A 23,204-nucleotide genomic window follows, 5' to 3' on the forward strand; every position below is an offset into this window, starting at 1 on the left:
CTCTCTGTGGGAGTGGCTGATCAGGCCTTTTTGGCACCGAGATTGGGAAAGAACTGCATGATGCCACCGATGCAGGCAAGGTAAAGCCCGGTAATGGTGATGCCGATCTTGGTGAAGGTGCTGACCTGCTCGCCCAGCACGCCGATCTGATCGTAGAAGGCAGCGAGTGCCGCCTGGGCCAGGGCAAGCGCGCCGAAAGCGCACCACAAGAGAGTCATCCCAAGGTTGATGCGCCGCAGCCGCACCACCCGCACCGGGTGGATGAAGTTGATCGGCACGAACGTCAGGACGCCGGCCACCACCACAACCGCGAACGAAACCCATTGTCCGGGCTCGATGACGAACAGGGTGAACACCACCATGTTCCAGACCACGGGGAACCCCTTGAAGAAATTCTCCTTCGTCTTCATGCCGGTGTCGGCATAGTAGATGGCGCTGGAGACGACGATGATCGCCGCCGACAGGAATGACAGGCCCTCGCCCATGAAGCCGCGCTGATAGAGCGCGAAGGCCGGGATCAGCACGTAGGTCACGTAGTCGATGATGTTGTCGAGCAGTTCGCCCGACCATGTCGGCAGGATTTCCTTGACCTCGAGCTTCCGCGCGATCGGCCCATCGATGCCGTCGACAAACAGGGCCAGCCCGAGCCACCAGAACATTGCGGTCCAGCGCTCTTCGCTTGCCGCTACCAGCGACAGGAAGGCCAGGAACGACCCCGACGCGGTCAAGAGGTGGACGGAGAACGCCCTCGCCTGTGGCCAGGTGACCTTCTTCTTCGGCCTGGGAATCCGGTCCGTGATCTTTTTGGCGGCTTTTCGGGCCGTTGTGTTCTTGCTCACGGGCCCCGCCAATCCAGCTTGCAGATTTCGGCCGAACGGCCGGCGAAATTCCAGTTGCGGCCGAAAGCCCGCATCTTGCTCTTGTCGGACCTGGCCACGATGATCTCGGGCGCGATCCAGTATTCCGAATTGCTGATCACCGTGTCCTTCTCGCGGTCCTTGCCGGGGATGGGTGTCACCGCTCCGTCGATAATCTTCGGTATCTGGAATATACGCGTCTTGTCACGCGTCTCATAGGTGATCGGCACCTGCTCGACGCCGAGGAATTTGCCGACCAGGATGGAGAGCAGCGATGTGGTTCCGCCTGCCTTGCCGGTGAAGATCTTGGTCAGCGCCTTGACCGCGTAGACAGAGGCGCGGCTGTCGATGAACAGGCCCGCGGTCCAGTTGCCGCGGCTCATGTAGCCGGGAATTTCCATGACCAGCCCAAGATTGAGGCCGGACAGATCGACTTCACCGAAATGGCCGGCATCGATGCGAAACCCCGCCCAGGTCTGGCAATAGCCTTCGGTCGGCGGATGATTGCCAAGTGACAGCACGCAGGGGCAAAAAACCGTGCAATTGCAGGAGAGTACGAGCTCTCCCTTCATCGCCCAGCTCTGGTCTGCCATCGATTTTCCCCCACTCACAGCGAGACTACTAGCAGCGCGGCTGCCCAGACAAGCAGTATCGCACCGGCCAGCCGGGTTGGAACCCTGCTGGCGGTTTGTTTTTCGATCAGGGTGAACAGCCCGATCAACGCCATCCAGAAGACGTTCATGACGCCGACGGCGAACATCACCAGCATCAACGCCCAGCAGCAGCCGAAGCACCACAGGCCTTGCGCGACGCCAAGCCGAAAGATGCTGAGGGGCCTTGCACTCCAATTCGCGAAAAGGATCGAAAACGGGTTCTTGCACTTTGTCAGGCAGGCTTCTTTCAAGCCACTGAACTGGTAGAGGCCGGCAATCAGCAGCGCCAGCGCACCGGCAATGCCGACGACCGGGTCGACCATCTCACCTGACGAGGCGAATGCATGGGCGGCCAAGGTCAGCGCCGCGAACATCATTGAAGCGGCGAGCCAGACGCTGAGGTAGCCGGCGACCAGCACCAGCGGGTGAACGACCGGTTCGCCCTTGATGCGAGCCGTGTCAGTGATTTCGCAATAGGTGCGGATCATCGGCGCGGCCGAAGGCAGCATCGTCGCAATCGCCATCAGGAACCACATGAAAACGAGCGCGCCGGCCTGCAAGCCGAGACTTGTGTCCAAAGGCACCGGTGAGAGGCACAGCACAAAGAACCGTTCCAGGAAATCGGGCAGCGGCAGTTGCGGCAGGCTGCGCAGGATCGTGTCGCCAGGGGCATTGATGCCCGCAATCCCAGTTTCAGCCCCGCGGATCGCCATCGACGCGAGAGACAGCCAGGCCAGCAGGATGCAAGCGCCGACAACGACGTTCACCGTGACGCGAGGATTGCGCGCGATGCCGGCCATGGCGCGGCCGGCGCGGTCGAGATGGCTGAAGTCGTCCTGCTGGCCGGTCATGACATCCGAATGGGCCGAATCGCCGCGTTGATCAAGCGGCATGATCTGACCTATATGCTCATTGGACGGCAGGTCGGGTGGACCCGCCTCGCCTTGCAAGCCGGAAGCCGATCTTGGAGCATCAGCAAACTGCGCGGATACTGGTTGCCGGCACGGGGCCGGCAGGACTGATCGCGGCGCTCGGTTTTGCCGCCGAAGGTTTCCCGGTGACGCTGGTCGGGCCGGAGCCCACTGCCCCCGACGGCCGCACGACGGCTCTGATGAACCCTGCCTTGAAAGTGCTCGACCGGCTTGGCGTGCTCGAAGCCGTCAAATCCAAGGCGGCGGCCCTGAAAGTGATGCGCATCGTCGACGCCACCAGCCGGCTGATCCGCAGCCCGGTCGTCACCTTCCGTGCCAGCGAGATCGACGAGGACCAGTTCGGGCTGAACCTTCCCAACAGCGTCCTCAACCCGGCACTCGCCAGCGCCGTTGCCGCGCATGCCGGCATCGACCGGCTGATGTCGATGGTGGCGAACTGGCATCTCGATGCCGAGCGCGCCCGTGCAGTCCTGTCCGACGGCAGCACGGTCGACGCGGCGCTGGCGGTCGCCGCCGATGGGCGGTTGTCACCGGCGCGCCAGGCGGCCGGCATCTCGACCTCGGCCCGGTCCTACCCGCAGGCAGCTCTCGTCCTCAATTTTGGCCATAGCGGCGACCATGCCTTCACCTCGACCGAATTCCACACCGAAACCGGTCCTTTCACGCAGGTCCCCCTGCCCGGCAATCGCTCCAGCCTGGTCTGGGTGGTCAAGCCCGAGACCGCGACCGACCTCGCCGCACTGGACGATGCGACGCTTTCTCAGCGGGTCGAACAGCAGATGCAGTCGATGCTGGGCCGGGTGACGGTCGAGCCGGGCAGGCAGATCTATCCGCTTTCGGCGGTGACGCCACTGCGTTTCGCCCGAGATCGGGTGGCGCTGGTCGGCGAAGCCGCCCATGTGTTTCCCCCGATTGGTGCGCAAGGCCTCAATCTCGGCATCAGGGACGTCGACGATCTAATTGGAATCGCTCGTGAAAATAGAGCCGATCCAGGTGCAGCCAAGGCGCTTGCAGCCTACGATTTCAAGCGCCGCCCCGATATTCTGGCGCGCAGCAGCGCGGTCAACCTGCTCAACATGTCGCTGCTTTCCGACATGCTGCCGGCGCAGATGGCCCGCGTTGCCGGGCTCGGCGTGCTCGGAGGCTTCGCGCCGCTTCGGGCTTTTTTCATGCGCGAGGGACTTCGTCCCGGCAGCGGTTTTGCCGCGCTTGCTGGCGGGTTAGGGAAACAGGTCCGGCGCTAGGATATTGTGCCGGATCAGGTAGAGCAGCCCGGTGACGGTCACGACCGACAGGCAGGTTGTGATCAGCACACTGGCCGACGCGCGCTGTACCCAGACGCCATACTGCTGGGCGATGACGAAGACGTTGGTGGCGGTCGGCAATGCCGCCAGAAGCACCGCCGAGAAGACCCATGTCTCAGAAAAATTGCCGATCCAGCTCAGCACGACATAGCAGAGCAACGGGTGCAGGATCAGTTTCAGCGCCGCAATCGGAACCATCTCGTGCGGGACGCGATTGAGCGGCCTGAGCGCCAGCGTGACGCCCATGGCGAACAGCGCGCAAGGTGCGGCCGCCCGGGAAAGATATTCCAGAAATCGCTCCACCGGCACGGGCGGTCGAAAGCCGATATAGGCGGCGCCGACACCCAGGGCGGTTGCGATGATGAACGGGTGCAGCACGATCTTGCGCACGACACCCAGCGCAAGCCGGAGAGGAGTGGTCTTCTCGTCGCCCGACAGCGCCATCATCATGGGCGCGATGGCGAAATGCATGATGTTCTCGAAACAGAAGATCAGGGCGACCGGCACGGCAGCCTCCTCGCCGAAGGCCAGCAATGCCAGGCCCGGCCCCATATAGCCGATATTGCCATAGGCGGCCGCGAGCGCCTTGATGGTCGATTGCGCTATCTCGCCGCGCGAGGTCAGCACCGACCCCATGAACATCAAGGAAAATATCATGAAGGTCGAGACGACCGAACCGAAGATGAAGCGCCATTCCGTAAGGTCTTCGAACGGCGTCTTGGCAAGCAGTTGGAAGAAAAGTGCAGGCAGCGCGACATAGACGATGAACGTGTTCATCCAGCCGAGCGCCTCCAGCGGCTGCCTGGTGATGCGCGCCACGAGAAACCCGACAAAAATCAAGCCGAAGAACGGAAGAACAAGACCGATGACGTCAGACATTTTTATGCTGGTCCGAAACCTTGGCGCCGGGCTAGCCCGTTGCTTGATAGGGCGTCAAGCGCCTCGGGATTGAATTGATGCGCGGTCTGCGCCAAATAAGCCCAAGGAATTCAGTGGTGAGTACGATGAAAACAGCCAAATTCGCAATCGGACAGGTGGTTCGCCACCGGCTGTTTCCATTCAGGGGCATTATTTTCGACGTCGATCCGCAATTCGCCAACACCGACGAATGGTACGAAGCCATCCCCGCCGACGTTCGGCCGCGCAAGGATCAGCCTTTCTATCATCTGCTCGCCGAGAATTCGGAGACCGAATACATCGCCTACGTCTCCGAGCAGAATCTGCTTGAGGATCAGTCGGGTGAGCCAGTCCGGCATCCGCAGATCAAGGAGATGTTCGACAAGAGGCCGGACGGCGGCTACCAGCCGAAACGGCAGTCAAGGCACTAACCCGCGGAGAGACGGGCACAAAAAAAGCGGGCATGACCCCGCTTCTTTGTTGGCCGGACGATATCGGCCGATCAGTTGGCGGTCTTCGCCTTGTCCTGCTCTTCCTTGAGCTTCTTGGCGAAATCCTGGTTGTTCTTGGCGACGAAGTCCTGAAGCTTCTTCTGCCGGTCCTCGATGTCCGACTGTTGCAGCGCCGGGCCGTCATAGGCGCCGCTGAAGCCCTGCAGGGCGATCTTGATCGGATTGGGCTGGTTCTGGAAATTGACGGAAGTCAGCGTGATCGCCTGGCCTTTCTTGAATGCCGCGACGAGCTGATCGGTCAACGGCACTTCGGCCACGCAACGATCCGGGAAGCAAATCACATAGTCGAGCTTCTGCGCCTTGCCGGTGTCGATCTGCAGGCCGATGCCGGGAGGCACCAGACGGCCGGTCGGAACCGTCACCTGGAACACCTTGCGGTTCACCTTGCCCTTGAGCTCGATCAGGCTGACGCCGGTGACCAGCTGGCCGTTGCCAGCGGTGGTGATGTTCTGGACGTTGCAGATGTCGACGTCTTCCTGCTTGGTGCAGGCCTTGAACCAGCCTTGCGGAATCTGCTGTTGCTGCTGTGCGGAAGCGGCGGGGAGTCCTGCACCCAGAAAGCCGATCACGCCAGCGGCCATGACCGACAGGCGGTACGCGTTGCTGTTCAGGCTCGTCATGTCGTGCACTTCCTCTCAAATGATCCCGGGACCGGCTTCTTCGTGCCGTGTGGTCCAGCTACCTGTTGCCGAAATGAGGCAACAGAATGACTTCGGAGGGCGTGTTACACTGCAAGCGAGGCCGAATCCAGCCCGGCGTCAGCAATTGTTGAACGCGCGGTTGGCCGGCGCGCCGCCGCCTCATGCTAGGGTGCACACCGAATCATCAAGCCGACCCAGTAAGGAGACGGTCATGGGCCGCGTTGTTGTTTGGCTGATCACCGGGATATCGTTTCTCGCCCTTTCGCATCAGCCGGCCGCATCGGAGCCGAAGCACGCTATCGCCATGCAGGGCGAACCGGCGCTGCCGCCCGGCTATACGCATTTCGATTACGTCAATCCCGACGCGCCGAAGGGTGGCTCGATCACCTATTGCGTCGTCGGCGGCTTCGATAATCTGAACCCTTTCATCCTCAAGAGCCTGCGCACGACGGCGCGCGGCATGATGGATACGATCTTCGGCAATCTGGTCTTCGAGCCGTTGATGCAGCGCAATGCCGACGAGGCTTTCACGCTCTACGGTTTGTTGGCCGACAGCGCCGACATGGACCCGGAGCGCAAGAGCATCGAATTCCATCTCAATCCGAAGGCCAAATGGTCGGACGGTCAGCCGGTGACGCCGGAGGACGTGCTGTTCAGCTATGACGTCTACACCGAGAAAGGCCGACCGCCTTACAGCGATCGCATGGCCAGGGTCGCCAAGCTCGAAAAGACGGGCGATCACAGCGTGCGCTTCACCTTCAACGACAAGGCCGATCGCGAATTCCCGCTGATCATCGCGCTGACCCCGATCATCCCGAAGCACGCCTTCGACAAGGAGACTTTCGACAGGACGACGCTCAAGCCGGTGATCGGCAGCGGCCCTTATACGATCGCGCAGGTGCAGCCCGGCCAACGCCTCGTCTTCAAGCGAAACCCGGACTACTGGGGCAAGGACGTCCCGGCCAAGCGCGGTTTCGACAATTACGACCAGATCACCATCGAGTATTTCCTCAACGCCAACGCCAAGCTCGAAGCGTTCAAGAAAGGCCTTTGCGCCACCGACGACGACAGCGATCCGGTGAAGCGCGAGCGCGATCTCGATTTTCCGGCCTTCCACAAGGGCGACGTGGTTGCCGAAACCTTCGACACCGGCATTCCGCCCGTGGTGACCGGTTTCCTGTTCAACACGCGGTTGCCGAAATTCGCCAACCCTGTCGTGCGGCGCGCGCTCGGCATGCTCTACGACTTCGAATGGGCCAACAAGAACCTGTTCGGCGGCAAATACACGCGCACGATGAGTTATTGGCAGAATTCCGAGCTTTCCGCGCTCGGCCATCCGGCCGACGACAGGGAGAAAGCGCTTCTGGCGCCCTACCCCGGCCGCGTTCCGGCCGATGTCATGGACGGTACATGGCGGCCGCCGGTGACCGACGGATCGGGCCAGGACCGCCGCGTGCTGAAGGCAGCCTTCAATCTTTTGAAAAGTGTCGGCTACCACGTGCAGAATGGTACGATGCTCGATCCCGAAGGCAAACCCTTTGGCTTCGAAATCCTGACCGCGTCGCAGGACGAGGAGCGCCTTGCCGGCATCTACCAGCGCACGCTGGAGAAGATCGGCATCGATCTCACCATTCGCAGCCTCGACGGCGACCAGATCCAGTCGCGCAAGCAGCGCTTCGACTTCGAGGTCCTGATCGGATCGAGCGGCTTCAACAATTCGTTGTCACCCGGCATCGAGCAGAGCGGGCGCTGGAGTTCGGCCGCGGCCAGGACGGAAGGCTCGTTCAATCTCGCCGGCGTCGCCGATCCGGCTGTGGACGCGGCAATCGAGGCGATGCTGCGCGCCCGCTCCAAGGAGGACTATGTTGCCGCCGTTCGCGTTCTCGACCGGCTGCTGATCTCCGGCAACTACATGGTGCCGATGCAGTACAACACGCAGCAATGGATCGCCTACTGGAACTACCTGGAACATCCGCAAAAGACGCCCATATTCGGGTATCAGCTGCCAACATGGTGGCGTAAACCCAACTGAGGGATCAGGAGATCGAGATGAGCGAATTGAGGGCCATCACCGTCGATGTGGTGTCCGATGTCGTCTGCCCCTGGTGCTTCATCGGCCAGAAGCGGCTCGACAAGGCGATCGCCGCCGTCAGCGATGTCGACGTGCATGTCCGCTGGCGGCCGTTCCAGCTCGATCCGACCATTCCGCCCGAGGGCAAGGACCGGCGCGAATACATGCTGGCAAAATTCGGCAGTGATGAGCGCATCCGCGAGATTCACGCCCGCATCGAGCCGCTGGGCGAAGCGGAAGACATTTCCTTCGCCTTCGAGGCCATCAAGGTGGCGCCGAACACGCTGGATGCGCACCGGCTGATCCGCTGGGCAGGTGCCGCCGGCGAAGCCATTCAGAACAGGCTTGTGCGCCGCCTGTTCCAGCTGAATTTCGAGGAAGGCGCTGACATTGGCGACCATGCCGTGCTGGTCGAAGCCGCGCGCGAGGCCGGCATGGATGCGTCCGTGGTCGCCACGCTTTTGCCGACTGAGGCCGATGTCGAGGCGGTGCGTACCGAGATCGCCACCGCGTCGCGCATGGGCATTTCTGGCGTGCCGTGCTTCCTGATCGAGGACAAATACGCGGTCATGGGCGCACAGGATGCCGATACGCTGGCCGATGCCATTCGCCAGGTGGCGGCTGCCAAGGCGCGAGGCGAACTGGACAAGGCCGGCTGAGGCCGGCCGGCCTCTCCTCGACAGCGGCAGAGGTTACTTCACCGTCGCCTTGGCCTTGCTGATGAAAAATCCATGGCCGTTCGTGGCCGTGCAGGTCAGTCCCTTGGTTGACGACTGGCACGAGAACGGCCCGGCGCTCCAGCTGTTGCCGTAGCCAAGCTTGTCGACATCGCTGCAGCAGCCCTGCTCGCCTGGGTTCTTGATCAGAGTGGCTGGCCCCTTCGGACCCAGGATAATCGTGACGTAGCTTGGCTCGACGCGCGAGCAGCTCAGCTCCGGGCCGCCATCCCTTGGCTCATAGGTGCCGGTGCCGCCTTTGGGCGTGTAGATGCAGCCGATGTTGCCGGACGGCGTGTTGAACTCGATCTGGCCTTCGGCGCCGGCCGGGATGCTCTGCCCGCCGGCATGCGCCAAAGGTACGAGGGGCAGCCAGGCGAAGAGGGACAGGATTGCGGCCGCGCGTGCAAGCATTGGGAGCTTCCTTGTTGGAGAACCGGATATGCATGAGTGTCGACGATGCCAGGCAAGGTTCAATCCCAAGTGGATGAATTGTCAAACGCAGTTCATCAGCCGATCCGACAAGGAAGCGCCGATCGGCCGATTCTCCGGTCACGTCCTGCCTCCGGCAAGGACGACAACGGCAAGCCTGGCGAGTCGCGAACGGCAAATTTTCGAGCTCTCTGGGCCGTCCGTAGTGAGAAAACTGATCGGTCTATTACAATTTCGAGTTCACGAAACCGTGTGAAAACCTTCCCTAAGGGAAGCCGCACCAGCGTCGCGCGTCTGCAGATCAAGCATTTGAAATCAAACGCAATACCCTGATTTATGCCCACCATTGTCGCTATATTTCAGCGTGTAATCTGTTGCCTCACGGCAACGGCTGCCAGGGCAATCCGGTCGGCCCGGTTTTAAATTAATGGAAAATGATCAATTGGTGTTACCATCCGTAACAAAAGAAAAAAGGTTTGGGCGGGATCGTGATTCGGGTCGGTAGACCATCGCAAGAGTCAGTACCGGAAAAAACACCTCGCGATGCCGCAGGGCGGTCGCTTCTGACGCCGGTGTCGTCGATGCACAGCTTCTGGGGCCTGATGCGGGCCTACTGGTTCTCGAGCCGCTGGAAGGAAGCCTGGACGCTGACGCTGGTGATAGCCTTGCTGACAGCGCTCTCCAGCAAAGCCGACGTCTGGTTTACCGTGGCGGCGGGTGAACTAGCGACCTCAATCGCTTTTTTCCACGACGCCGCGAATACCACCCCACTTGAATCGCTGCTGACCAATGCAGGCCTGCTTGTGCTGTTGGTCGTGCTCAAGGACATGGGCATCACAGGTGCCTCCAAGTTTGTGTCGGCGACATTGCATCGCAAATGGCGCGGCTGGCTAAACAGCCGCTTCAATGAGGCGCTACTCGACACCAACCACACGCACTACCACGCCCAGCATGGCTCGTCCGGCACGGCAGCACCCGACAATATCGACCAGCGCGTGCAGGAATCGATCAAGGATATGACAGGCGGCGCCATAGGGCTTGCTATGGGCGTGTTCGGTGTCTTCACTTCGTTCTACTTTGTTGGCGGCGCATTGCTGAAAAACTCGGTGGAGGTGAAGGGACTTGAGTTTTTAGGAAGCTATGGCAGCGCCGCCCTTGCTCTGCTGGCGGTCGCCATTTACGTCCCCTTCAACACTTGGATCGCGATGAAACTCGGCGGAATGCTGGAGTGGCTAAACATCAGGATGCAGAAGGCTGAAGGCAGCTATCGCGGCGAACTGATCACGTTATTGCGCCGCAGTTTCCATGTCGCGGCCTCGCAAGGCGAAGACGTGCAGAAGACGATACATGGCCGGCTCTATCTCGACATCGATAGCACCTGGTCGAAGTTCAACATCGTCAACACCGTCTATGCGGGATTCGAATCGGTCTATAATTTTGTCGGTGCCAAAGTTGTCGCTTACGGACCGGGTCTGGTGCCGTTCATCCACAACGGCCTTGACCTCAAGGGCTACATAACAGGTTCTGAGCAGGTCAACGCGCTGATCAGCAAGTGCTCGTGGTTCATCCACGTCATGCCTGCCCTTGCCACGTTGCGCGCCAACAGCCAGCGCGTCATCGAATTGGCGCAGGCGATCGAGAATGTTCAGCACCCGCAGGAGTTCTACAGCCAGACAGGCCGCTCCGACTTCCGCTATGCCAGCCAGAACCCGGTCTTCGGCCTGACCATCCAGAAGCTCGAACTGGCGCATCAGGGCGAGGATGCGACGCCGTTCCTCAGCGCCGCCAATCTGCGCTTCCGGCGCGGCGAGTGGACCTTCCTGAAAGGCGAATCCGGTAGCGGCAAAACCTCGCTGATCAAGGCGATCAACGGCCTGTGGCCCTATGGCCGCGGCACCATCGTCTTCCCCGAGGGCGTGAAGAGTTTCTATGCTGCCCAGGAGGTCAAGCTGCAGCAGGTGACGCTGAAGCAACTGGTCTGCCTGCCCGGCTCCGAGCATGACCATGGCGACGCGCAGGTGGCGTCGGCGCTGCACAAGGCGGGGCTCGGCGACTTTATCGAGCACATGGCCGACGAAAGCCGCGAAGGCAAAAGCTGGGACCAGGTGCTGTCGGGCGGCCAGAAACAGAAGCTGGTGGTGGCCCGCATCGTGCTGCAGCAGCCGGGGCTGCTGTTCCTCGACGAGGCGACCGGCGCGCTCGACCCCGATGGCAAGGTCGCCTTCCACCAGGCCATCAAGGACAACTGCCCCGATGTCACGGTGATCAGCGTCATGCACGAGGCGGTTGCGCCGCGATCGATGTCCGGCAGCGAATTCTATCACAGCATCGTCGCGATCGCCGACGGCGTCGCCACCAAGAAGCCGCTGGTTCCAACCCTGCCCGCCGAACTCACCACCATCCTTGCGCAGCCACTGCCGGCCCCAAGGCCGGTCGAGGACAAGTGGCTGCGTTTCTCGCGCCGGCTGAAGCAGAAATAGGGTCCCGGTGGACCGCTGGGCTATCGCACATAGAATTTCTGAGATGTCTGCCCGGCACGGACCCCCACCCCTAACCCCTCCCCACAAGGGGGAGGGAGACTTCCGTTGGCGCTCACCTCAGGCGAATCGCCGGTCTTTTCTATTAAAGGCAGGCGGCAGCGTTCCTTGTGGGGAGGGTTAGGGTGGGGGTCCTTCTTCGTAAGAATCCATATGCGATAGCCCTGCCCGATGACTGGGTTTGCCGCGTGATGCGCGGTCGGCGATCACAGTCTCGCGATCTCGGCCGCGCGCCGGCGTTTTCCCTCCTCACCGCGATTGACACGGCAAGGCGCGCTCCTATGTTGCGCCCGCTTGCAGATAGTAAAAAACGCGAACCCGCAAGCGGAAAGGTCACCGCGCCATGCCTGGCGACAGTCACAGTCGAACGCAACAGCCGTCCGCCCTGACGTGACCTCACATGGTTCATGTCCTGCCGGACGGCAAGGAGTGAGCCATGAACGAATTTACCACGGTGGCAAGCGACGACGCCGTCGCGATTGCCCGTATCCTAGCCAACGATCACGTCGCCGACATTGTCGAGGCCCTGAACAGGGAGCCTCGGGAAACCGCGACGGAACTGCTCTGTGAAGTGACGTTCGAACGTCTGGTCGAGATCTTCGATCAGCCGGAACTCGACGGCGCGCCCGAACTCATGGAGGCGCTGCCGCGCGTCAAGGCGGGCAAGCTGCTCACCGCCATGTCGGTCGACCGGGCCGCGGACATCCTGCGCGAGCTGGAAGAGCCGGCCCGTTCCGAGCTGCTTGGCGGGCTTGCGCCGCCGCTGCGCGCAACGCTGCTTTCCATTCTCGGCTATCCCGAAGGCAGCGCCGCATCGATCATGACGACGGAGTTCGTCAGCGTGCCCTCGGACTGGACCGTCGGGCAAACGCTCGACTACATCCGCAAGGTGGAGCGGACTCGCGAGACCGTCTACGCGATCTATATCGTCGATCCGCAGACGCACCTGCTCGTGCGCTCGACCGGCCTGCGCCGGCTGATCACCGGGGAGGCGGACGATTCGATCATGACGGTGGCGCCGGATCACCTTCCGGTGACGGTCGGCCCGCTGACCGATCGCGAAACCCTGGCGCAGACGATCTCCAAATACGATCTGCTCGCCGTTCCGGTCGTCGACCATGGCAAGATCATCGGCATCGTCACCATCGACGACATCATCGACACGATGGTCGCGGAGACGACCGAGGACGCGCACCGTTTCGGCGGCATGGAGGCGCTGGACGAGCCGTACATGAAGATGAGCTTCCTCGCCATGATCAGGAAACGCGGCGGCTGGCTCTGCGCGCTGTTCATCTCGGAGATGCTGACGGCCAACGCCATGCAGAGCTATGAGGGCGAGCTGGAGAAGGCGATCGTGCTGACGCTGTTCATCCCGCTGATCATGAGTTCCGGCGGCAATTCCGGCTCGCAGGCGACCTCGCTGGTCATCCGCGCGCTGGCGCTGCGCGAGATCGGGCTTGGCGACTGGTGGCGGGTGGCGCTGCGCGAGCTGCCCACCGGCCTGGTGCTGGGCGCCATGCTCGGCGTGGTCGGCGTCTGCCGCATCGCGCTGTGGCAATATATGGGCTTCTACGATTATGGCCCGCACTGGCCGCTGATCGCCACCACGGTGGGGGCTGCACTGGTCGGCATCGTCACCTTCGGTTCGCTGTCGGGGTCGATGCTGCCGTTCGCCTTGAAACGCATCGGCTTCGACCCGGCCAGCGCATCGGCGCCGTTCGTCGCCACGCTGGTCGATGTCACCGGGCTGGTGATCTATTTCTCGGTGGCGCTGGTGATCCTGCGCGGCACGCTGCTGTAGCAACCATCTCCGCCGTGGCATGACCTTGCCGCGGCGGAGTTCCTCAACCCGGATTTGCCGTCAATCGACCCGCGCGCCGTCCTTCACGCGATAGGTCGGCTTGTACATGGTGACCAGTTCTTCCGCCGCTGTCGGATGCACGGCCATCGTACGGTCGAAATCCTCCTTGGTCAGGCCGGCCTTCAGCGGGATGCCGAGCAGCTGCGCCATCTCGCCGGCGTCCGGCCCCAATATGTGGGCGCCAAGCACTTTCTTCGACGCGCCATCGACCACCAGCTTTATCAGCATCTTCTCGTCGCGCCCGGACAGCGTGTGCCGCATCGGCCGGAATGTCGCGCGGTAGATCTCGATGTTGGGGAAGCGCTTGACGGCGTCGTCCTCCGACAGTCCGACAGTGCCGATCTCCGGCTGTGAAAAGACGGCGGTCGCGATCGTCTCGTGATCGGGCGCGGTCGGATTTCCCTTGAAGGCGGTTTCGATGAAGCACATTGCCTCATGGATCGCCACCGGCGTCAGCTGCACGCGGTTGGTGACGTCGCCGATCGCCCAGATGCTGTCGACGTTGGTGCGGGAATATTGGTCGACGGCGATGGCGCCGGTCTTGGTCATCTCCAGTCCGATGCCTTCCAGGCCCATATTCTCGGTGTTGGGAATGCGGCCGATGGCCAGCATCACCTGGTCGACGGTCAGCACCTCGCCGCCGCTGACGAGCGCGTCGAGCCGGCCGTCCGGCCGCTTGCGGATCCATTCGGACACGGAATGGCAGAGGATCCTTATCCCCTTCTTTTCCATCGTCTCGTGCAGCATACGCCGCAGGTCCATGTCGAACCGGCTGAGGATCTCCTTGCCGCGATAGACCAGCGTGGTGTCGACGCCGAGACCGTGAAAAATGTTGGCGAACTCGACGGCGATGTAGCCGCCGCCCTCGATCATGATCGCCTTCGGCAATTCCTTGAGGTCGAAAGCCTCGTTGGAAAAGATGCAATGTTCATGGCCGGGCAGCGCCGGATGCGCCGCCGGGCGGCCGCCGGTGGCAATCAGGATCTGGTCTGCTGTGACGGTGCGATCCTCACCCAGGAGATGCACGACATGCGGATCGACGATCATGGCGCGCGAGTGGAAGGTCTCGCCGCCGGCGCCCTCGACGTTCCTGACGTAGATCGCCTCCAGCCGGCTGATCTCGCGATCCTTGTTGGCGACCAGCGTCTGCCAGTCGAAGCTGGCTTCCGGCACCGTCCAGCCATAGCCGGCGGCGTCGGCAAAATGCTCGGGAAATTGCGAGGCATAGACATAGAGCTTTTTCGGCACGCAGCCGCGGATGACGCAGGTGCCGCCATAGCGGTATTCCTCGGCGATGCCGACACGCTTGCCGAGAGCCGCGGCGACACGCGCCGCCCTCACCCCGCCCGAGCCGCCGCCGATGACGAAAAGATCGTAGTCGTAACCGGCCATGACGCGGCTCCCAGGCTTCAGAAATGTGTCAGACAGGTAGGCCGCAAAACGGCAAAAGAAAAGCCCGGACAGGCCGGGCTTTCGCAGTAGGCCGCAAGGCCATTTGAAGCAGTAGGCCGCAAGGCCATCTGAAAATGCGAGGTCAGTTGTTGTCCGCGGGGGCCGCGCCATCGGCGGGCGCTGCGCCATCGGCCGGAGCGGCGGCTCCGTCGGCGGGCGCGGCAGGTGCTGCCTGCGCCTTTGCCTTGGCGGCCGCGGCCAGCGTTTCGCCGACCTGCTGGGCGAGATCGCGGCCGAGGCCGTTCTGCCAGATATCGGCTGCCTTGACCAATTCGCGGGTCACCGTCGGGCCGCTATCGAGCAGCTTCTTGCCTGAATCGGAATTGTAGAAAGCGGCGATGTCGGTCAGTTCCTTTTCGGAGAACACTTTTGCGTAGGCGAGTGCTGCTTCCTTCTCGAGATCGGCGCGGCGCGAGGCCAGCGCCAGAGCCTTCTCGTTGATGGTCTTGCCGATCAGTTCCTGCATGTCCGGGTTCTTCTGGATCAGCTGCGATTCGAGCGCCGCGGCTGCCTGCGGCAGGATGGCATCGAACGGGTCGGTCGCGTGGATCGCAGCGACCGCCGCGCGGGCGGCCTTCAGGTGCGAATCCGTGACATCCTGCGAAAACGCCGGCGAAGAGAAGGCGAAAATGGCCGACGCCGCCAGAAGGACGGAAAGGCTGCGAACCCGGTTATGCAACATCATGATCGGTAGAACTCCCTGGTTTTCGGGCGGCATGGACGGTTTGGATACCGTCGCCGCCGGCGATGATGGCCGCTGAAGCCAGCCCGATGAAAAGACCATGCTCGACCACGCCCGGAATGGCGTGGAGAGCATTCGAAAGCGCTCTTGTATCCGGAATGCGGCCAAAAGATGCATCGAGGATAAAATGGCCGCCGTCTGTAACAAAAGCCTGTCCCCCCGTCATCCTCAATGTGACCGGCCCGGAAAGACCGAGCTTTTCAGCCGCTGCGGCAACCGCGATTTCAGTGGCGCGCAGGCCGAATGGATTGACTTCGATCGGCAGGGGAAAACGGCCGAGCGTCTCGACCATCTTGGAGCGGTCGGCGATGACGATCATGCGCTGGGACGCCGCGGCGACGATCTTCTCGCGCAGCAGCGCGCCGCCGCCGCCCTTGACCAAGGTCAGTTCCGGGTCGACTTCGTCGGCGCCGTCGACGGTGAGGTCGAGCTCTGGCGTTTCCTCCAGCGTCGACAGCGGCACGCCAAGCTGGCGGCACAGCAATTCGGTGCGCTCCGAAGTCGGCACACCGATAACGGTCATGCCCGTGGCGACCTTTTCGGCAAGCAGCCGCACGAACTCCTCGGCCGTTGTGCCGGTGCCGATGCCGAGCCGCATGCCGTCGCTCACATGGGCAAGTGCGGCGCGCGCGGCTTCGACCTTCAATTGCCTTGCATCCATGTCGGTTATTGTCCCGGAAATTCGCTGCCGGGCTCGTAGCATTTTTGCCGGTCCGGTCAAAGCCCCAGGCGGCTGGTCCCCAGGTGATGCTCGTATAGGAATTATTTCCTTGACCGGTGAGTGCAGCTATGCTACATTTTTGCCCATGGTGCTGATTTGCGCCAGCAACCCGCCGCCGAGGCGGGTTTTTTCATATAGGACGGTCCGCTGCGAATGCCCGGCCCGATGGGCAGGCCCGCCTGAACGAACTGGCCCCGCGCTTGCCTTGACGCGCCGCAGCCGCTATCGCCTGCCCATTGCACACCTGCCCAGGACAGACCATGACCCGACCGATCATCGTGTTCGACCTCGACGGTACGCTGATCGACACAGCGCCGGACCTGCTCGACAGCCTGAACCACAGCCTTGCCGCCAGCGAGATCGCGGCGGTCGACGAAGCCGGCTTCAGGCGTTTCGTCGGCCACGGCGGCCGGGTGATGATCGAGCGGGCGCACGCCGCCCACCAGCGATCGCTTGCCGTCGAGGAGCACGACCGGTTGCTGAAACTTTTCCTCGACCACTACACGCTCAACATCCCCGGCAAGTCGCGCCCCTACCCCGGTGTCGTCGAGGCGATCGCGCGCTTCGAGGAGGCCGGCTATATCCTCGCCATCTGCACCAACAAATACGAAGCCAACTCGCTGGCGCTGATCGAGGCGCTCGGCCTGACCAAACATTTCGCCGCGATCGCCGGCCAGGACACGTTCGCCTTCCGCAAGCCCGACCCGCGCCATCTGATCGAGACCATCAAGCTGGCCGGCGGCGACCCGCACCGCGCGCTGATGGTCGGCGATTCGCAAACCGATATCGACACGGCGAAAGCCGCCGGCATTCCGGTGGTGGCAGTCGATTTCGGCTACACCGACCGCCATGTGCGCGAGTTCGAACCCTCGGCGGTGATCTCGCATTTCGACGCGCTGACGCTCGACTTGGCGCAAAGGCTGATTGCCGCTGCCGGAAACTGACCGGAAGGCGGCCGGCGTCGGTCCGAGACAGGGCTGTGAGGGCAGCAAATCCGATCCTCGTCAGAACACTGGACACTGCCTTGACTTCCCGCACCCGCCTCCCTTATATCGCGGCTCGCTTGGCCTTCGGGCAACGAGCGGGCGATTAGCTCAGCGGGAGAGCACACCCTTCACACGGGTGGGGTCGCAGGTTCAATCCCTGCATCGCCCACCATCCAATCTCTCGAAATGGTTGGATGATTTGGCCCTACTCACTTTCATCAAGAATGTTACTGGCGCGTAAACGAAATCGTGCGCGATTGCGGCAGTTTGGCTTAAGGGCGGCCTTATCTGCGCACGGCTTTTTAGGGCGGAGGTGGCGGCAGAGGCGGAGGGGGGCTTGCGTCAACCACACCGGCCCCATCCTCCGATCTGAATAGGTAGATAGACGGCCCTGCGACATCCAGCTTCAGCGCTCGGTATAAATCGAGGCTCTTATGACCAATGTGAACGAACAGCAGTTGTCCTGCGTCGATGTGGGGATACGACAGGCGGAGGTATATAGGCGGTGTGAGGGTGAACGTGGCTCCCACGTCTGGGGTTACGTCGTAGTCAACAAAGTCGGGCGAAGTGAAGAGCACTTCGATGTTTCGCGCGGTTCCACCACCCGCATTGAATATGAAGAACATGGCGTCCGTATCGCCCTGATATTTTTTGCTGATTATCAGGCGCGGGGAAAAATACCATCCAGAGATCGGTGGCAGAATCCATTGGCTGATGCTCACAATCAAAGCGACGACGGCGATTGCGGTGGCGCGGTCGAAAGGCTTCTTCCCTTCTTTGGGAGGCCGCTTCACACTTCTGAGTGCCACCTAGAACCCCGCCGATAAACCCATCGGCACATTACTTCGGGCTAGCGCAGAATCTAGCCGGAAAAGCAGAGGCGCTCCCAGGTTCTCCACTGCCGCACCCACTTTGGGCGGGTTGCTGTCGGGGATAGCGTAGCCATCGGGAACCGGATCAGGGTTGTATTTGGGCTGGTGGATCTGAATCAGGGGTTGTGGAATGTTCTTGCCGTTTCGCGGCGGACTTCCGGGATCGCCATTCAGTTGCATACATCAAAAACTGCTTGCCCCTGTCGGTTAGGTGATATGTCGACACCGGCTCGGCATGGCCATTGAAGATGGTGTTCGCGTCCAGAAGTCCGTGTTTCACATATTCGTTCATCACCGATTCCAGCTCGTAGACCTCAAGCTCGTAATTTACAAAATCACGAAAATGCTCCTTAAGATCGTCTGTGTCCGGGCTTCTTACGAGGACAAAATCGAGTTCCAAGAAGAGATCCAGTAGCGGCTTGGTGCCTTGATCTTCTTTCCAGGCAAGCACGCTCTCGATGCTCTCCTCCTCCAATCGCCGAATGCGCCACATATAATCGCCGGGAATAGTAAGCACGTCCTCGCCGGTGAGGCGCTCGACCTGTTGTTGAAGGGAGCGCTTCTCCTCAGATAACAGTGCCAACTCTGCTAAGACTTGGGCAGACGGGAGGTTGTCAGCTCTGACCCAGCCCGTTCGAGGTTTTTGGCGGGTTAGCTCGTTCAAAGCCATCGCGACCTTACCGGCCAGATCGTCCTTGTTGCGCCAGTATTTGACCAATTTCTTCTCGCACAGCCGGCGAAATCGCTCCAGCTTGGCTTTCTTCTCAAATTCTACCTTCTCCGCAGGCCAGATATTGCGAGCCATGCTTTCAAGCAAGAAAGCCGCAGTAGGGACATTCTGGCAGACGGCATACTCATACTCCATCTGCGTGTAACTCTTCCCTTTCAGCTCAGAGCCGTACCGCTCCGCGACAATCAGGACGTAGTAGTCGCTGTCGTCGATGCGGCGTTTGATGTAATCCCACTGGCTATCATCGCTAGCCTGAAAAGCCTCCATCCCGACCGGTATATGGCCCATATTTAAGATAGATTCGATGACAGAGCGGCGCTCGTCGATCAGGTCAGCATAGGTTGAGCTGACGAACACCTGATATTTGACGTCCATAGACGTTCTCCCTGCTCGGTTGCGGAGACCGTGGCACACTATCACGCTGCGATACGTGCTTCGCTCTCTTCCCACGACACGAGGCAGAGCGACTTAGACGGCTTATTCCAGTCGCCACCGTAGGCGACAAGAAAACGCCCTGCGACAGCAAGCCCTCTCACTGGCATCGACAGGTCAATCTCACCAGTTTCACCGCCAGACCGAAGGTTGATTGACCGAAGGATTCCGGTGCTAGTCGCTACAGCGATCAACCCTTCTCCAAGTTTGGCCACACTGCTGTAGTCGACAAATGCGGGAACACTAAGCACGCGAGAGAAAACACCAACGCTGAAGTCGACTACAGCAACTAATCCTTCTCCGACGGCGACCACCTCATGTTCGCTCAGTACGCACATAGCATTAATGCGCTGCCCAAGGTCGATATCCCTTTCGGTATCAAAATCTTGGTCTAGCACCACGATGCGGTTACCGGTTGCGACGAGTACATGGTTGCCCCTCGTTTCGAGCGCCTGAATGGATCGTCCCACCCGGTTCACGACGTCGCGCGGAACCATGTCACTATCACGGACTTGGTCCAAACCTTCTGCCGGCGTCCACCAGCGCCTAATGCCGCCATCGCTGGTGGCTGAGACAATCGTCTCGACGCTCTTGCGGCGCTGCCGCCGAGATATCGCGACGACTTTCTCGTAAAAGCTCGACCTCTCACCCCGGAACCCCGTGTGAGAAGGCGACCATATTTGGAACCCGTCATGAGTCCCCAAGGCATAGCGCCCAGACGCCATTTCCGAGATGGCTAGTATCGTCTGATTGCCTTCGATGACCTGCGGCGTCGCCTTTCCAGAAGGTTCTACGGTAACCAATATACTGTTGCGGCCACCAATGGCGATGCCCCCATCAGCCAAAGGCGTCGAGCATATGAGCCCCCTGCTCTGTAGGATACGGGCAACCTTGAATGTAACCTCTTTCTGGGCCGGTTCATCATCCAAGGCACCAGTAATCAAGCTGCCGACCACTTTTACGAAGCGGGTGCCTGCCGCGATTACAGGTTCGAGACTCTTTACGAGATCCGCCGCCGAGGTAAAGCTCGCCTTCAGCGCTTCTGCAATTGCCCTGATGTCTGAGAGGACTTTGTCAGCGCCTGCGGTGAGGAATTTTATCGTCCCCTCGTAAATGACCTTAGCATTGAGGTGAACCTTCACAGCGAATGCGCTCGCGCTTAGCCGCTGGATCCTCACCTTTAGATTTCTAAGGGTATCAATGCTGACGCCGTTCAGGATGTTAATCTGAATGGTCCGCTGGCTGATGGTAACGTTGTTGATAACCTCGTTCGAGACATTGATGATATTTTGGGCGATATTCCCAGCTTTGGAAATCTGTATCTCGCTAGTTTCGCTCTGTTCGGCGACCGTAGCCTTAGCGCTGTCGACCATCGCATTCTTAGATTTGAGAAGCGCTTCTAGGTCCACGTAGAGCCGGCTTAGGGCGTTCGACAACTGCTCGATTGAGTGCTCAGCATCTTCCTCAAGGTCCTTGGTGTTTTCGATGACGGCATACAATCCGTCTCGGATAAGGATGATGCGTTCCAAGTCCTCAAAGGTGACTTGGTCCACCTCGATGCCAAGTGCATCGTGAAGGCCCCGTACGTCGGTAAAATCGACGTATTGCTCCAACGGTATGTTGCTGGAAGGGCCAAGTAACTGCCCAAGATTCTCGGCGCTCTCCCGAACCCTCTTGAGCAACTTTTCATGTCCAGACATCGCCACCGCCCCTAGCGTGAACTTAACAAGAACATGACTACTTTTTGCACTAAATCAACGGCGATTTGGCCGCTAGCCACGGGAGTAACAGTTTTTTCGAAGATAAGTGGCTGCACCGGTAAAAATGGGAACATCAAAACGGGTTGTGGCCGACGATCTAAAAGATGTGAGTATTTTCTATCATGCCCTCCTCACCCTACAAAGACGCTAGCGCACTCTGGACCGCGGGCCGGATGAATTCTTCACTGCGTGTTTCCCATTAGCTTAATCGCCTTCCCAAAAGCACATCGCCTTGCAGAAGGAGGATCCAACGCGCTCCAAGCCATAACCAGCTTCAACAACTACACCCCTCCCCTTCCCCGCCAAAATTCTTCTGCGCGAAATTCAAGGCGCTGCTGTAACTGGTATAGCTCTGGAACTGACAGACATTGGAGCTGCGCCGCACCTTCATCTGCTCGAGATTCCAGAGCGAAACCTCGATGCGGTTGTCGGCGCAATAGACGGTGTAGCGTTCCGGTTCCAGCTGCACGGACGGGGATTCATCGGGCCGCCATTTGCCCGACAGGTTGCTGACCGCTTCGTCCATTAGCCACTGATGCGTGGTCGCAGCAATGGAAACGGCGAGATAGTCGCCGTGCATGGACTCCTGTTGATGCGTCCAAGCTTTGCCCTACGCCGGTCGAGCCGCGATCAGCGCTTCATCGCGTGCAGGATGGCCTGCATGTGCTCTTCCAGGTCGAGTTCCCCCCGAGCCTCGGCGGTCAACAGGTAATCGGCCTTGGCCTGGCGGTCACCTCGGCTGATTGCGGGATAGGAGCAGATGGCCAGCAATGCTTCCTGTTCAATCCGGTCTGCCGTCTTGCGTTCGTGGCTGCTGCTGCCCGCTCGATGAACAATCCTGTGAAGCCCGGCATAGCTGGCTTCATGGGCTCCGATCAGCGCCCGCAATTCGGGTGAGGCACCTTCCGCTTCAGCAAATTTCGGTTCAATGACCGAGGCCACGGCGGTGAACGCAAGAAGTGTACGGCGGGTGATTTCGGGCATGCCTCATATCCCTGCTGTTTGGTGAGTGCAGGCACACTTTAGCACCGGCGCAACGGTTCGCAGAGACGCTCCGGGGCGCGACCACATTGTCTGCTGACAAAATGTATTCGCTTCCGCAGCCCGCCCTCCCAGCAGCAAGTGTGGCCTTAAGTCGCAATGATTGGCCTCCGAAAAGCAGGGTTTCGGGCTTCATTGACGCCGCGACCAACACCATATGGTGATGCACAGCCCTCCAAAACGAGAGAAGCTCGCCTTGACACGGTCGCATTGCGGCCATCGGCCGGCAATGGCTATGAACCAGGAACCTGAAAAACCATGCCTGAAAATATCAGACCGATTTCGAAAGACGTCCCCCTCATTCAGCTAGGCGTCTATCAGTGCCGCTTCCCGGTGAGCGAAGACCGGTCGGTACCCGGCGGTTATCGTTTCTGTGCCGGGCCAACTTCGGCGGATCGCGTCTATTGCGATCACCACCACAGCATCGTGACCGCCGTCGACCCTCGCCGCACCCGTTCAGGTCTCCACCCCGCTCAACGACGCGCTGCGTAGGCAAGCGGGCGGCGGCCCCTCGTTCGGGCAGCTGCAAATCGGCGGACCAAATCATCATCTGTTCCAGCTGCGGAACAAACCGGCGCGCCAGCGAGTTTCTGTCCGACGAAACTTGAGGGAAAGCCATGTCCAGATTTCTGCTGGCGACCAGCATCGCCGTTCTTCTCGCCGGTGGGCCGGCCTTGGCCGCGGACGACAAGCCGTTGCCGCCGCCCAATGCCAAGAAGCTGTCGGAGATCATCGCCAAGGTCGAGCAGCGCGACGGCTTTCGCTATGTGGACGAGGTCGACTGGGACAGCGGCGCCTACACCGTCACCTATTACACGGCAGACAAGGCGAAGGTCGAAATCACCTATGATCCTGTGACGGCGGAGCCGAAATAGGGGACGTTCCGACGCGAATTCACTGGCCCTTTCTTGGCTGTGTCATCGGCCTTTCCGCGCTAGCGCCGCCCCTCACCTGCCTGCCGGCATCCTCTCCCCGTATAGTGACGGGGAGAGGGACGCTCTCATCGCCGGTTTCGCCAATCATCAACGTTGAAAGATGAGCACCAGCGGTACAAA

Annotated in this window: 22 protein-coding genes and 1 tRNA gene; 9 read left to right on the forward strand and 14 right to left on the reverse strand. The window is 60.7% G+C overall.

What is annotated here, in order from left to right; translation table 11 throughout:
- Window positions 1-20: 20 nt before the first annotated feature.
- The 3 genes from pcsA to NKH52_RS06355 are packed head-to-tail and all read right to left on the reverse strand — an operon-like array spanning window position 21 to window position 2,403.
- Window positions 21-839: a phosphatidylcholine synthase gene (pcsA, locus tag NKH52_RS06345; protein WP_023811884.1), complete on the reverse strand. Its 819-nt coding sequence runs from the start codon at window positions 837-839 to the stop codon at window positions 21-23.
- Window positions 836-1,450 carry a DUF1326 domain-containing protein gene (locus NKH52_RS06350; RefSeq protein ID WP_352728633.1) on the reverse strand — a complete coding sequence of 205 codons (615 nt, stop codon included), beginning with the start codon at window positions 1,448-1,450 and terminating at the stop codon, window positions 836-838. The genes pcsA and NKH52_RS06350 overlap by 4 nt, the downstream gene beginning before the upstream one ends.
- A gap of 14 nt (window positions 1,451-1,464) precedes the next feature.
- Window positions 1,465-2,403 (reverse strand): DUF2182 domain-containing protein, encoded by a 939-nt coding sequence (locus NKH52_RS06355; RefSeq protein ID WP_352728631.1) that lies wholly within the window; start codon window positions 2,401-2,403, stop codon window positions 1,465-1,467.
- Window positions 2,404-2,474: 71 nt separating this feature from the next.
- On the opposite strand from NKH52_RS06355, the gene NKH52_RS06360 reads away from it, so the two are divergent.
- Window positions 2,475-3,686, forward strand: a complete 1,212-nt coding sequence (locus NKH52_RS06360) for a UbiH/UbiF family hydroxylase (RefSeq protein WP_352728629.1) — start codon at window positions 2,475-2,477, stop codon at window positions 3,684-3,686.
- Here the strand turns inward: NKH52_RS06360 and NKH52_RS06365 are convergent.
- Window positions 3,663-4,625 (reverse strand): AEC family transporter, encoded by a 963-nt coding sequence (locus NKH52_RS06365; protein ID WP_013531656.1) that lies wholly within the window; start codon window positions 4,623-4,625, stop codon window positions 3,663-3,665. The two genes, NKH52_RS06360 and NKH52_RS06365, sit on opposite strands and share 24 nt — an antisense overlap.
- A gap of 125 nt (window positions 4,626-4,750) precedes the next feature.
- Between NKH52_RS06365 and hspQ the strand changes: the two genes are divergently transcribed.
- A complete protein-coding gene (hspQ, locus tag NKH52_RS06370) occupies window positions 4,751-5,074 on the forward strand; it encodes a heat shock protein HspQ (protein ID WP_023811879.1) in 324 nt (107 codons plus the stop codon).
- A gap of 71 nt (window positions 5,075-5,145) precedes the next feature.
- Here the strand turns inward: hspQ and NKH52_RS06375 are convergent, their stop codons facing one another.
- Window positions 5,146-5,775 (reverse strand): invasion associated locus B family protein, encoded by a 630-nt coding sequence (locus NKH52_RS06375; RefSeq protein WP_027036590.1) that lies wholly within the window; start codon window positions 5,773-5,775, stop codon window positions 5,146-5,148.
- A 232-nt stretch (window positions 5,776-6,007) separates the two neighbouring features.
- Between NKH52_RS06375 and NKH52_RS06380 the strand changes: the two genes are divergently transcribed.
- Together NKH52_RS06380 and NKH52_RS06385 are read left to right on the forward strand one after the other, a co-directional pair.
- Window positions 6,008-7,828 carry an extracellular solute-binding protein gene (locus tag NKH52_RS06380; protein WP_352728627.1) on the forward strand — a complete coding sequence of 607 codons (1,821 nt, stop codon included), beginning with the start codon at window positions 6,008-6,010 and terminating at the stop codon, window positions 7,826-7,828.
- Between the two features lie 17 nt (window positions 7,829-7,845).
- A complete protein-coding gene (locus tag NKH52_RS06385; RefSeq protein ID WP_352728625.1) occupies window positions 7,846-8,526 on the forward strand; it encodes a DsbA family oxidoreductase in 681 nt (226 codons plus the stop codon).
- 33 nt (window positions 8,527-8,559) lie between these two features.
- On the opposite strand, the gene NKH52_RS06390 is transcribed toward NKH52_RS06385, so the two are convergent.
- A complete protein-coding gene (locus tag NKH52_RS06390) occupies window positions 8,560-8,997 on the reverse strand; it encodes a hypothetical protein (RefSeq protein WP_352728623.1) in 438 nt (145 codons plus the stop codon).
- 599 nt (window positions 8,998-9,596) lie between these two features.
- On the opposite strand from NKH52_RS06390, the gene NKH52_RS06395 reads away from it, so the two are divergent.
- Together NKH52_RS06395 and mgtE are read left to right on the forward strand one after the other, a co-directional pair.
- Window positions 9,597-11,495, forward strand: a complete 1,899-nt coding sequence (locus tag NKH52_RS06395) for an ABC transporter ATP-binding protein/permease (RefSeq protein ID WP_352728621.1) — start codon at window positions 9,597-9,599, stop codon at window positions 11,493-11,495.
- A 493-nt stretch (window positions 11,496-11,988) separates the two neighbouring features.
- On the forward strand, window positions 11,989-13,353 hold the full coding sequence (gene mgtE / locus NKH52_RS06400) for a magnesium transporter (protein WP_352728619.1): 1,365 nt from the start codon (window positions 11,989-11,991) through the stop codon (window positions 13,351-13,353).
- Between the two features lie 60 nt (window positions 13,354-13,413).
- On the opposite strand, the gene gor is transcribed toward mgtE, so the two are convergent.
- The 3 genes from gor to rpiA all read right to left on the reverse strand — a co-directional run bounded on the left by gor (window position 13,414) and on the right by rpiA (window position 16,268).
- Window positions 13,414-14,805 (reverse strand): glutathione-disulfide reductase, encoded by a 1,392-nt coding sequence (gor, locus tag NKH52_RS06405; protein WP_352728617.1) that lies wholly within the window; start codon window positions 14,803-14,805, stop codon window positions 13,414-13,416.
- A 142-nt stretch (window positions 14,806-14,947) separates the two neighbouring features.
- Window positions 14,948-15,550 (reverse strand): DUF2059 domain-containing protein, encoded by a 603-nt coding sequence (locus tag NKH52_RS06410; RefSeq protein ID WP_352728615.1) that lies wholly within the window; start codon window positions 15,548-15,550, stop codon window positions 14,948-14,950.
- A complete protein-coding gene (rpiA, locus tag NKH52_RS06415) occupies window positions 15,537-16,268 on the reverse strand; it encodes a ribose-5-phosphate isomerase RpiA (protein ID WP_352728613.1) in 732 nt (243 codons plus the stop codon). The genes NKH52_RS06410 and rpiA overlap by 14 nt, the downstream gene beginning before the upstream one ends.
- A 320-nt stretch (window positions 16,269-16,588) precedes the next feature.
- On the opposite strand from rpiA, the gene NKH52_RS06420 reads away from it, so the two are divergent.
- Window positions 16,589-17,272: a phosphoglycolate phosphatase gene (locus tag NKH52_RS06420; RefSeq protein WP_127369243.1), complete on the forward strand. Its 684-nt coding sequence runs from the start codon at window positions 16,589-16,591 to the stop codon at window positions 17,270-17,272.
- A gap of 139 nt (window positions 17,273-17,411) precedes the next feature.
- Window positions 17,412-17,486: transfer RNA gene (locus NKH52_RS06425), tRNA-Val, on the forward strand.
- Window positions 17,487-17,616: 130 nt separating this feature from the next.
- On the opposite strand, the gene NKH52_RS06430 is transcribed toward NKH52_RS06425, so the two are convergent.
- The 5 genes from NKH52_RS06430 to NKH52_RS06450 all read right to left on the reverse strand — a co-directional run bounded on the left by NKH52_RS06430 (window position 17,617) and on the right by NKH52_RS06450 (window position 22,092).
- Window positions 17,617-18,123, reverse strand: a complete 507-nt coding sequence (locus tag NKH52_RS06430) for a hypothetical protein (RefSeq protein WP_352728611.1) — start codon at window positions 18,121-18,123, stop codon at window positions 17,617-17,619.
- 148 nt (window positions 18,124-18,271) lie between these two features.
- The gene (locus NKH52_RS06435; RefSeq protein ID WP_352728609.1) at window positions 18,272-19,291 is read right to left on the reverse strand and encodes a DUF4062 domain-containing protein; all 1,020 of its coding nucleotides are present in this window, start codon (window positions 19,289-19,291) and stop codon (window positions 18,272-18,274) included.
- Between the two features lie 41 nt (window positions 19,292-19,332).
- Window positions 19,333-21,048 carry a hypothetical protein gene (locus NKH52_RS06440; RefSeq protein WP_352728607.1) on the reverse strand — a complete coding sequence of 572 codons (1,716 nt, stop codon included), beginning with the start codon at window positions 21,046-21,048 and terminating at the stop codon, window positions 19,333-19,335.
- A gap of 334 nt (window positions 21,049-21,382) precedes the next feature.
- The gene (locus NKH52_RS06445) at window positions 21,383-21,688 is read right to left on the reverse strand and encodes a hypothetical protein (RefSeq protein WP_352728605.1); all 306 of its coding nucleotides are present in this window, start codon (window positions 21,686-21,688) and stop codon (window positions 21,383-21,385) included.
- A 50-nt stretch (window positions 21,689-21,738) separates the two neighbouring features.
- A complete protein-coding gene (locus NKH52_RS06450; RefSeq protein ID WP_352728603.1) occupies window positions 21,739-22,092 on the reverse strand; it encodes a hypothetical protein in 354 nt (117 codons plus the stop codon).
- 674 nt (window positions 22,093-22,766) lie between these two features.
- Between NKH52_RS06450 and NKH52_RS06460 the strand changes: the two genes are divergently transcribed.
- Window positions 22,767-23,024 carry a PepSY domain-containing protein gene (locus NKH52_RS06460; protein ID WP_128303661.1) on the forward strand — a complete coding sequence of 86 codons (258 nt, stop codon included), beginning with the start codon at window positions 22,767-22,769 and terminating at the stop codon, window positions 23,022-23,024.
- The last annotated feature ends 180 nt before the right edge of the window (window positions 23,025-23,204 follow it).

It is taken from the genome of Mesorhizobium sp. M1066 (assembly GCF_040318635.1).
GTDB lineage: Bacteria > Pseudomonadota > Alphaproteobacteria > Rhizobiales > Rhizobiaceae > Mesorhizobium.

Coding starts and splice junctions, on each gene's coding strand:
- NKH52_RS06440 (WP_352728607.1), bottom strand. CDS start 21,048: ATGTCTGGACATGAAAAGTTGCTCAAGAGGGTTCGGGAGAGCGCCGAG.
- gor (WP_352728617.1), bottom strand. CDS start 14,805: ATGGCCGGTTACGACTACGATCTTTTCGTCATCGGCGGCGGCTCGGGC.
- NKH52_RS06380 (WP_352728627.1), top strand. CDS start 6,008: ATGGGCCGCGTTGTTGTTTGGCTGATCACCGGGATATCGTTTCTCGCC.
- NKH52_RS06355 (WP_352728631.1), bottom strand. CDS start 2,403: ATGCCGCTTGATCAACGCGGCGATTCGGCCCATTCGGATGTCATGACC.
- mgtE (WP_352728619.1), top strand. CDS start 11,989: ATGAACGAATTTACCACGGTGGCAAGCGACGACGCCGTCGCGATTGCC.
- rpiA (WP_352728613.1), bottom strand. CDS start 16,268: ATGGATGCAAGGCAATTGAAGGTCGAAGCCGCGCGCGCCGCACTTGCC.
- NKH52_RS06420 (WP_127369243.1), top strand. CDS start 16,589: ATGACCCGACCGATCATCGTGTTCGACCTCGACGGTACGCTGATCGAC.
- NKH52_RS06460 (WP_128303661.1), top strand. CDS start 22,767: ATGTCCAGATTTCTGCTGGCGACCAGCATCGCCGTTCTTCTCGCCGGT.
- NKH52_RS06435 (WP_352728609.1), bottom strand. CDS start 19,291: ATGGACGTCAAATATCAGGTGTTCGTCAGCTCAACCTATGCTGACCTG.
- NKH52_RS06350 (WP_352728633.1), bottom strand. CDS start 1,450: ATGGCAGACCAGAGCTGGGCGATGAAGGGAGAGCTCGTACTCTCCTGC.
- NKH52_RS06390 (WP_352728623.1), bottom strand. CDS start 8,997: ATGCTTGCACGCGCGGCCGCAATCCTGTCCCTCTTCGCCTGGCTGCCC.
- NKH52_RS06410 (WP_352728615.1), bottom strand. CDS start 15,550: ATGATGTTGCATAACCGGGTTCGCAGCCTTTCCGTCCTTCTGGCGGCG.
- hspQ (WP_023811879.1), top strand. CDS start 4,751: ATGAAAACAGCCAAATTCGCAATCGGACAGGTGGTTCGCCACCGGCTG.
- NKH52_RS06365 (WP_013531656.1), bottom strand. CDS start 4,625: ATGTCTGACGTCATCGGTCTTGTTCTTCCGTTCTTCGGCTTGATTTTT.
- NKH52_RS06385 (WP_352728625.1), top strand. CDS start 7,846: ATGAGCGAATTGAGGGCCATCACCGTCGATGTGGTGTCCGATGTCGTC.
- NKH52_RS06375 (WP_027036590.1), bottom strand. CDS start 5,775: ATGACGAGCCTGAACAGCAACGCGTACCGCCTGTCGGTCATGGCCGCT.
- NKH52_RS06395 (WP_352728621.1), top strand. CDS start 9,597: ATGCACAGCTTCTGGGGCCTGATGCGGGCCTACTGGTTCTCGAGCCGC.
- NKH52_RS06450 (WP_352728603.1), bottom strand. CDS start 22,092: ATGCCCGAAATCACCCGCCGTACACTTCTTGCGTTCACCGCCGTGGCC.
- NKH52_RS06445 (WP_352728605.1), bottom strand. CDS start 21,688: ATGCACGGCGACTATCTCGCCGTTTCCATTGCTGCGACCACGCATCAG.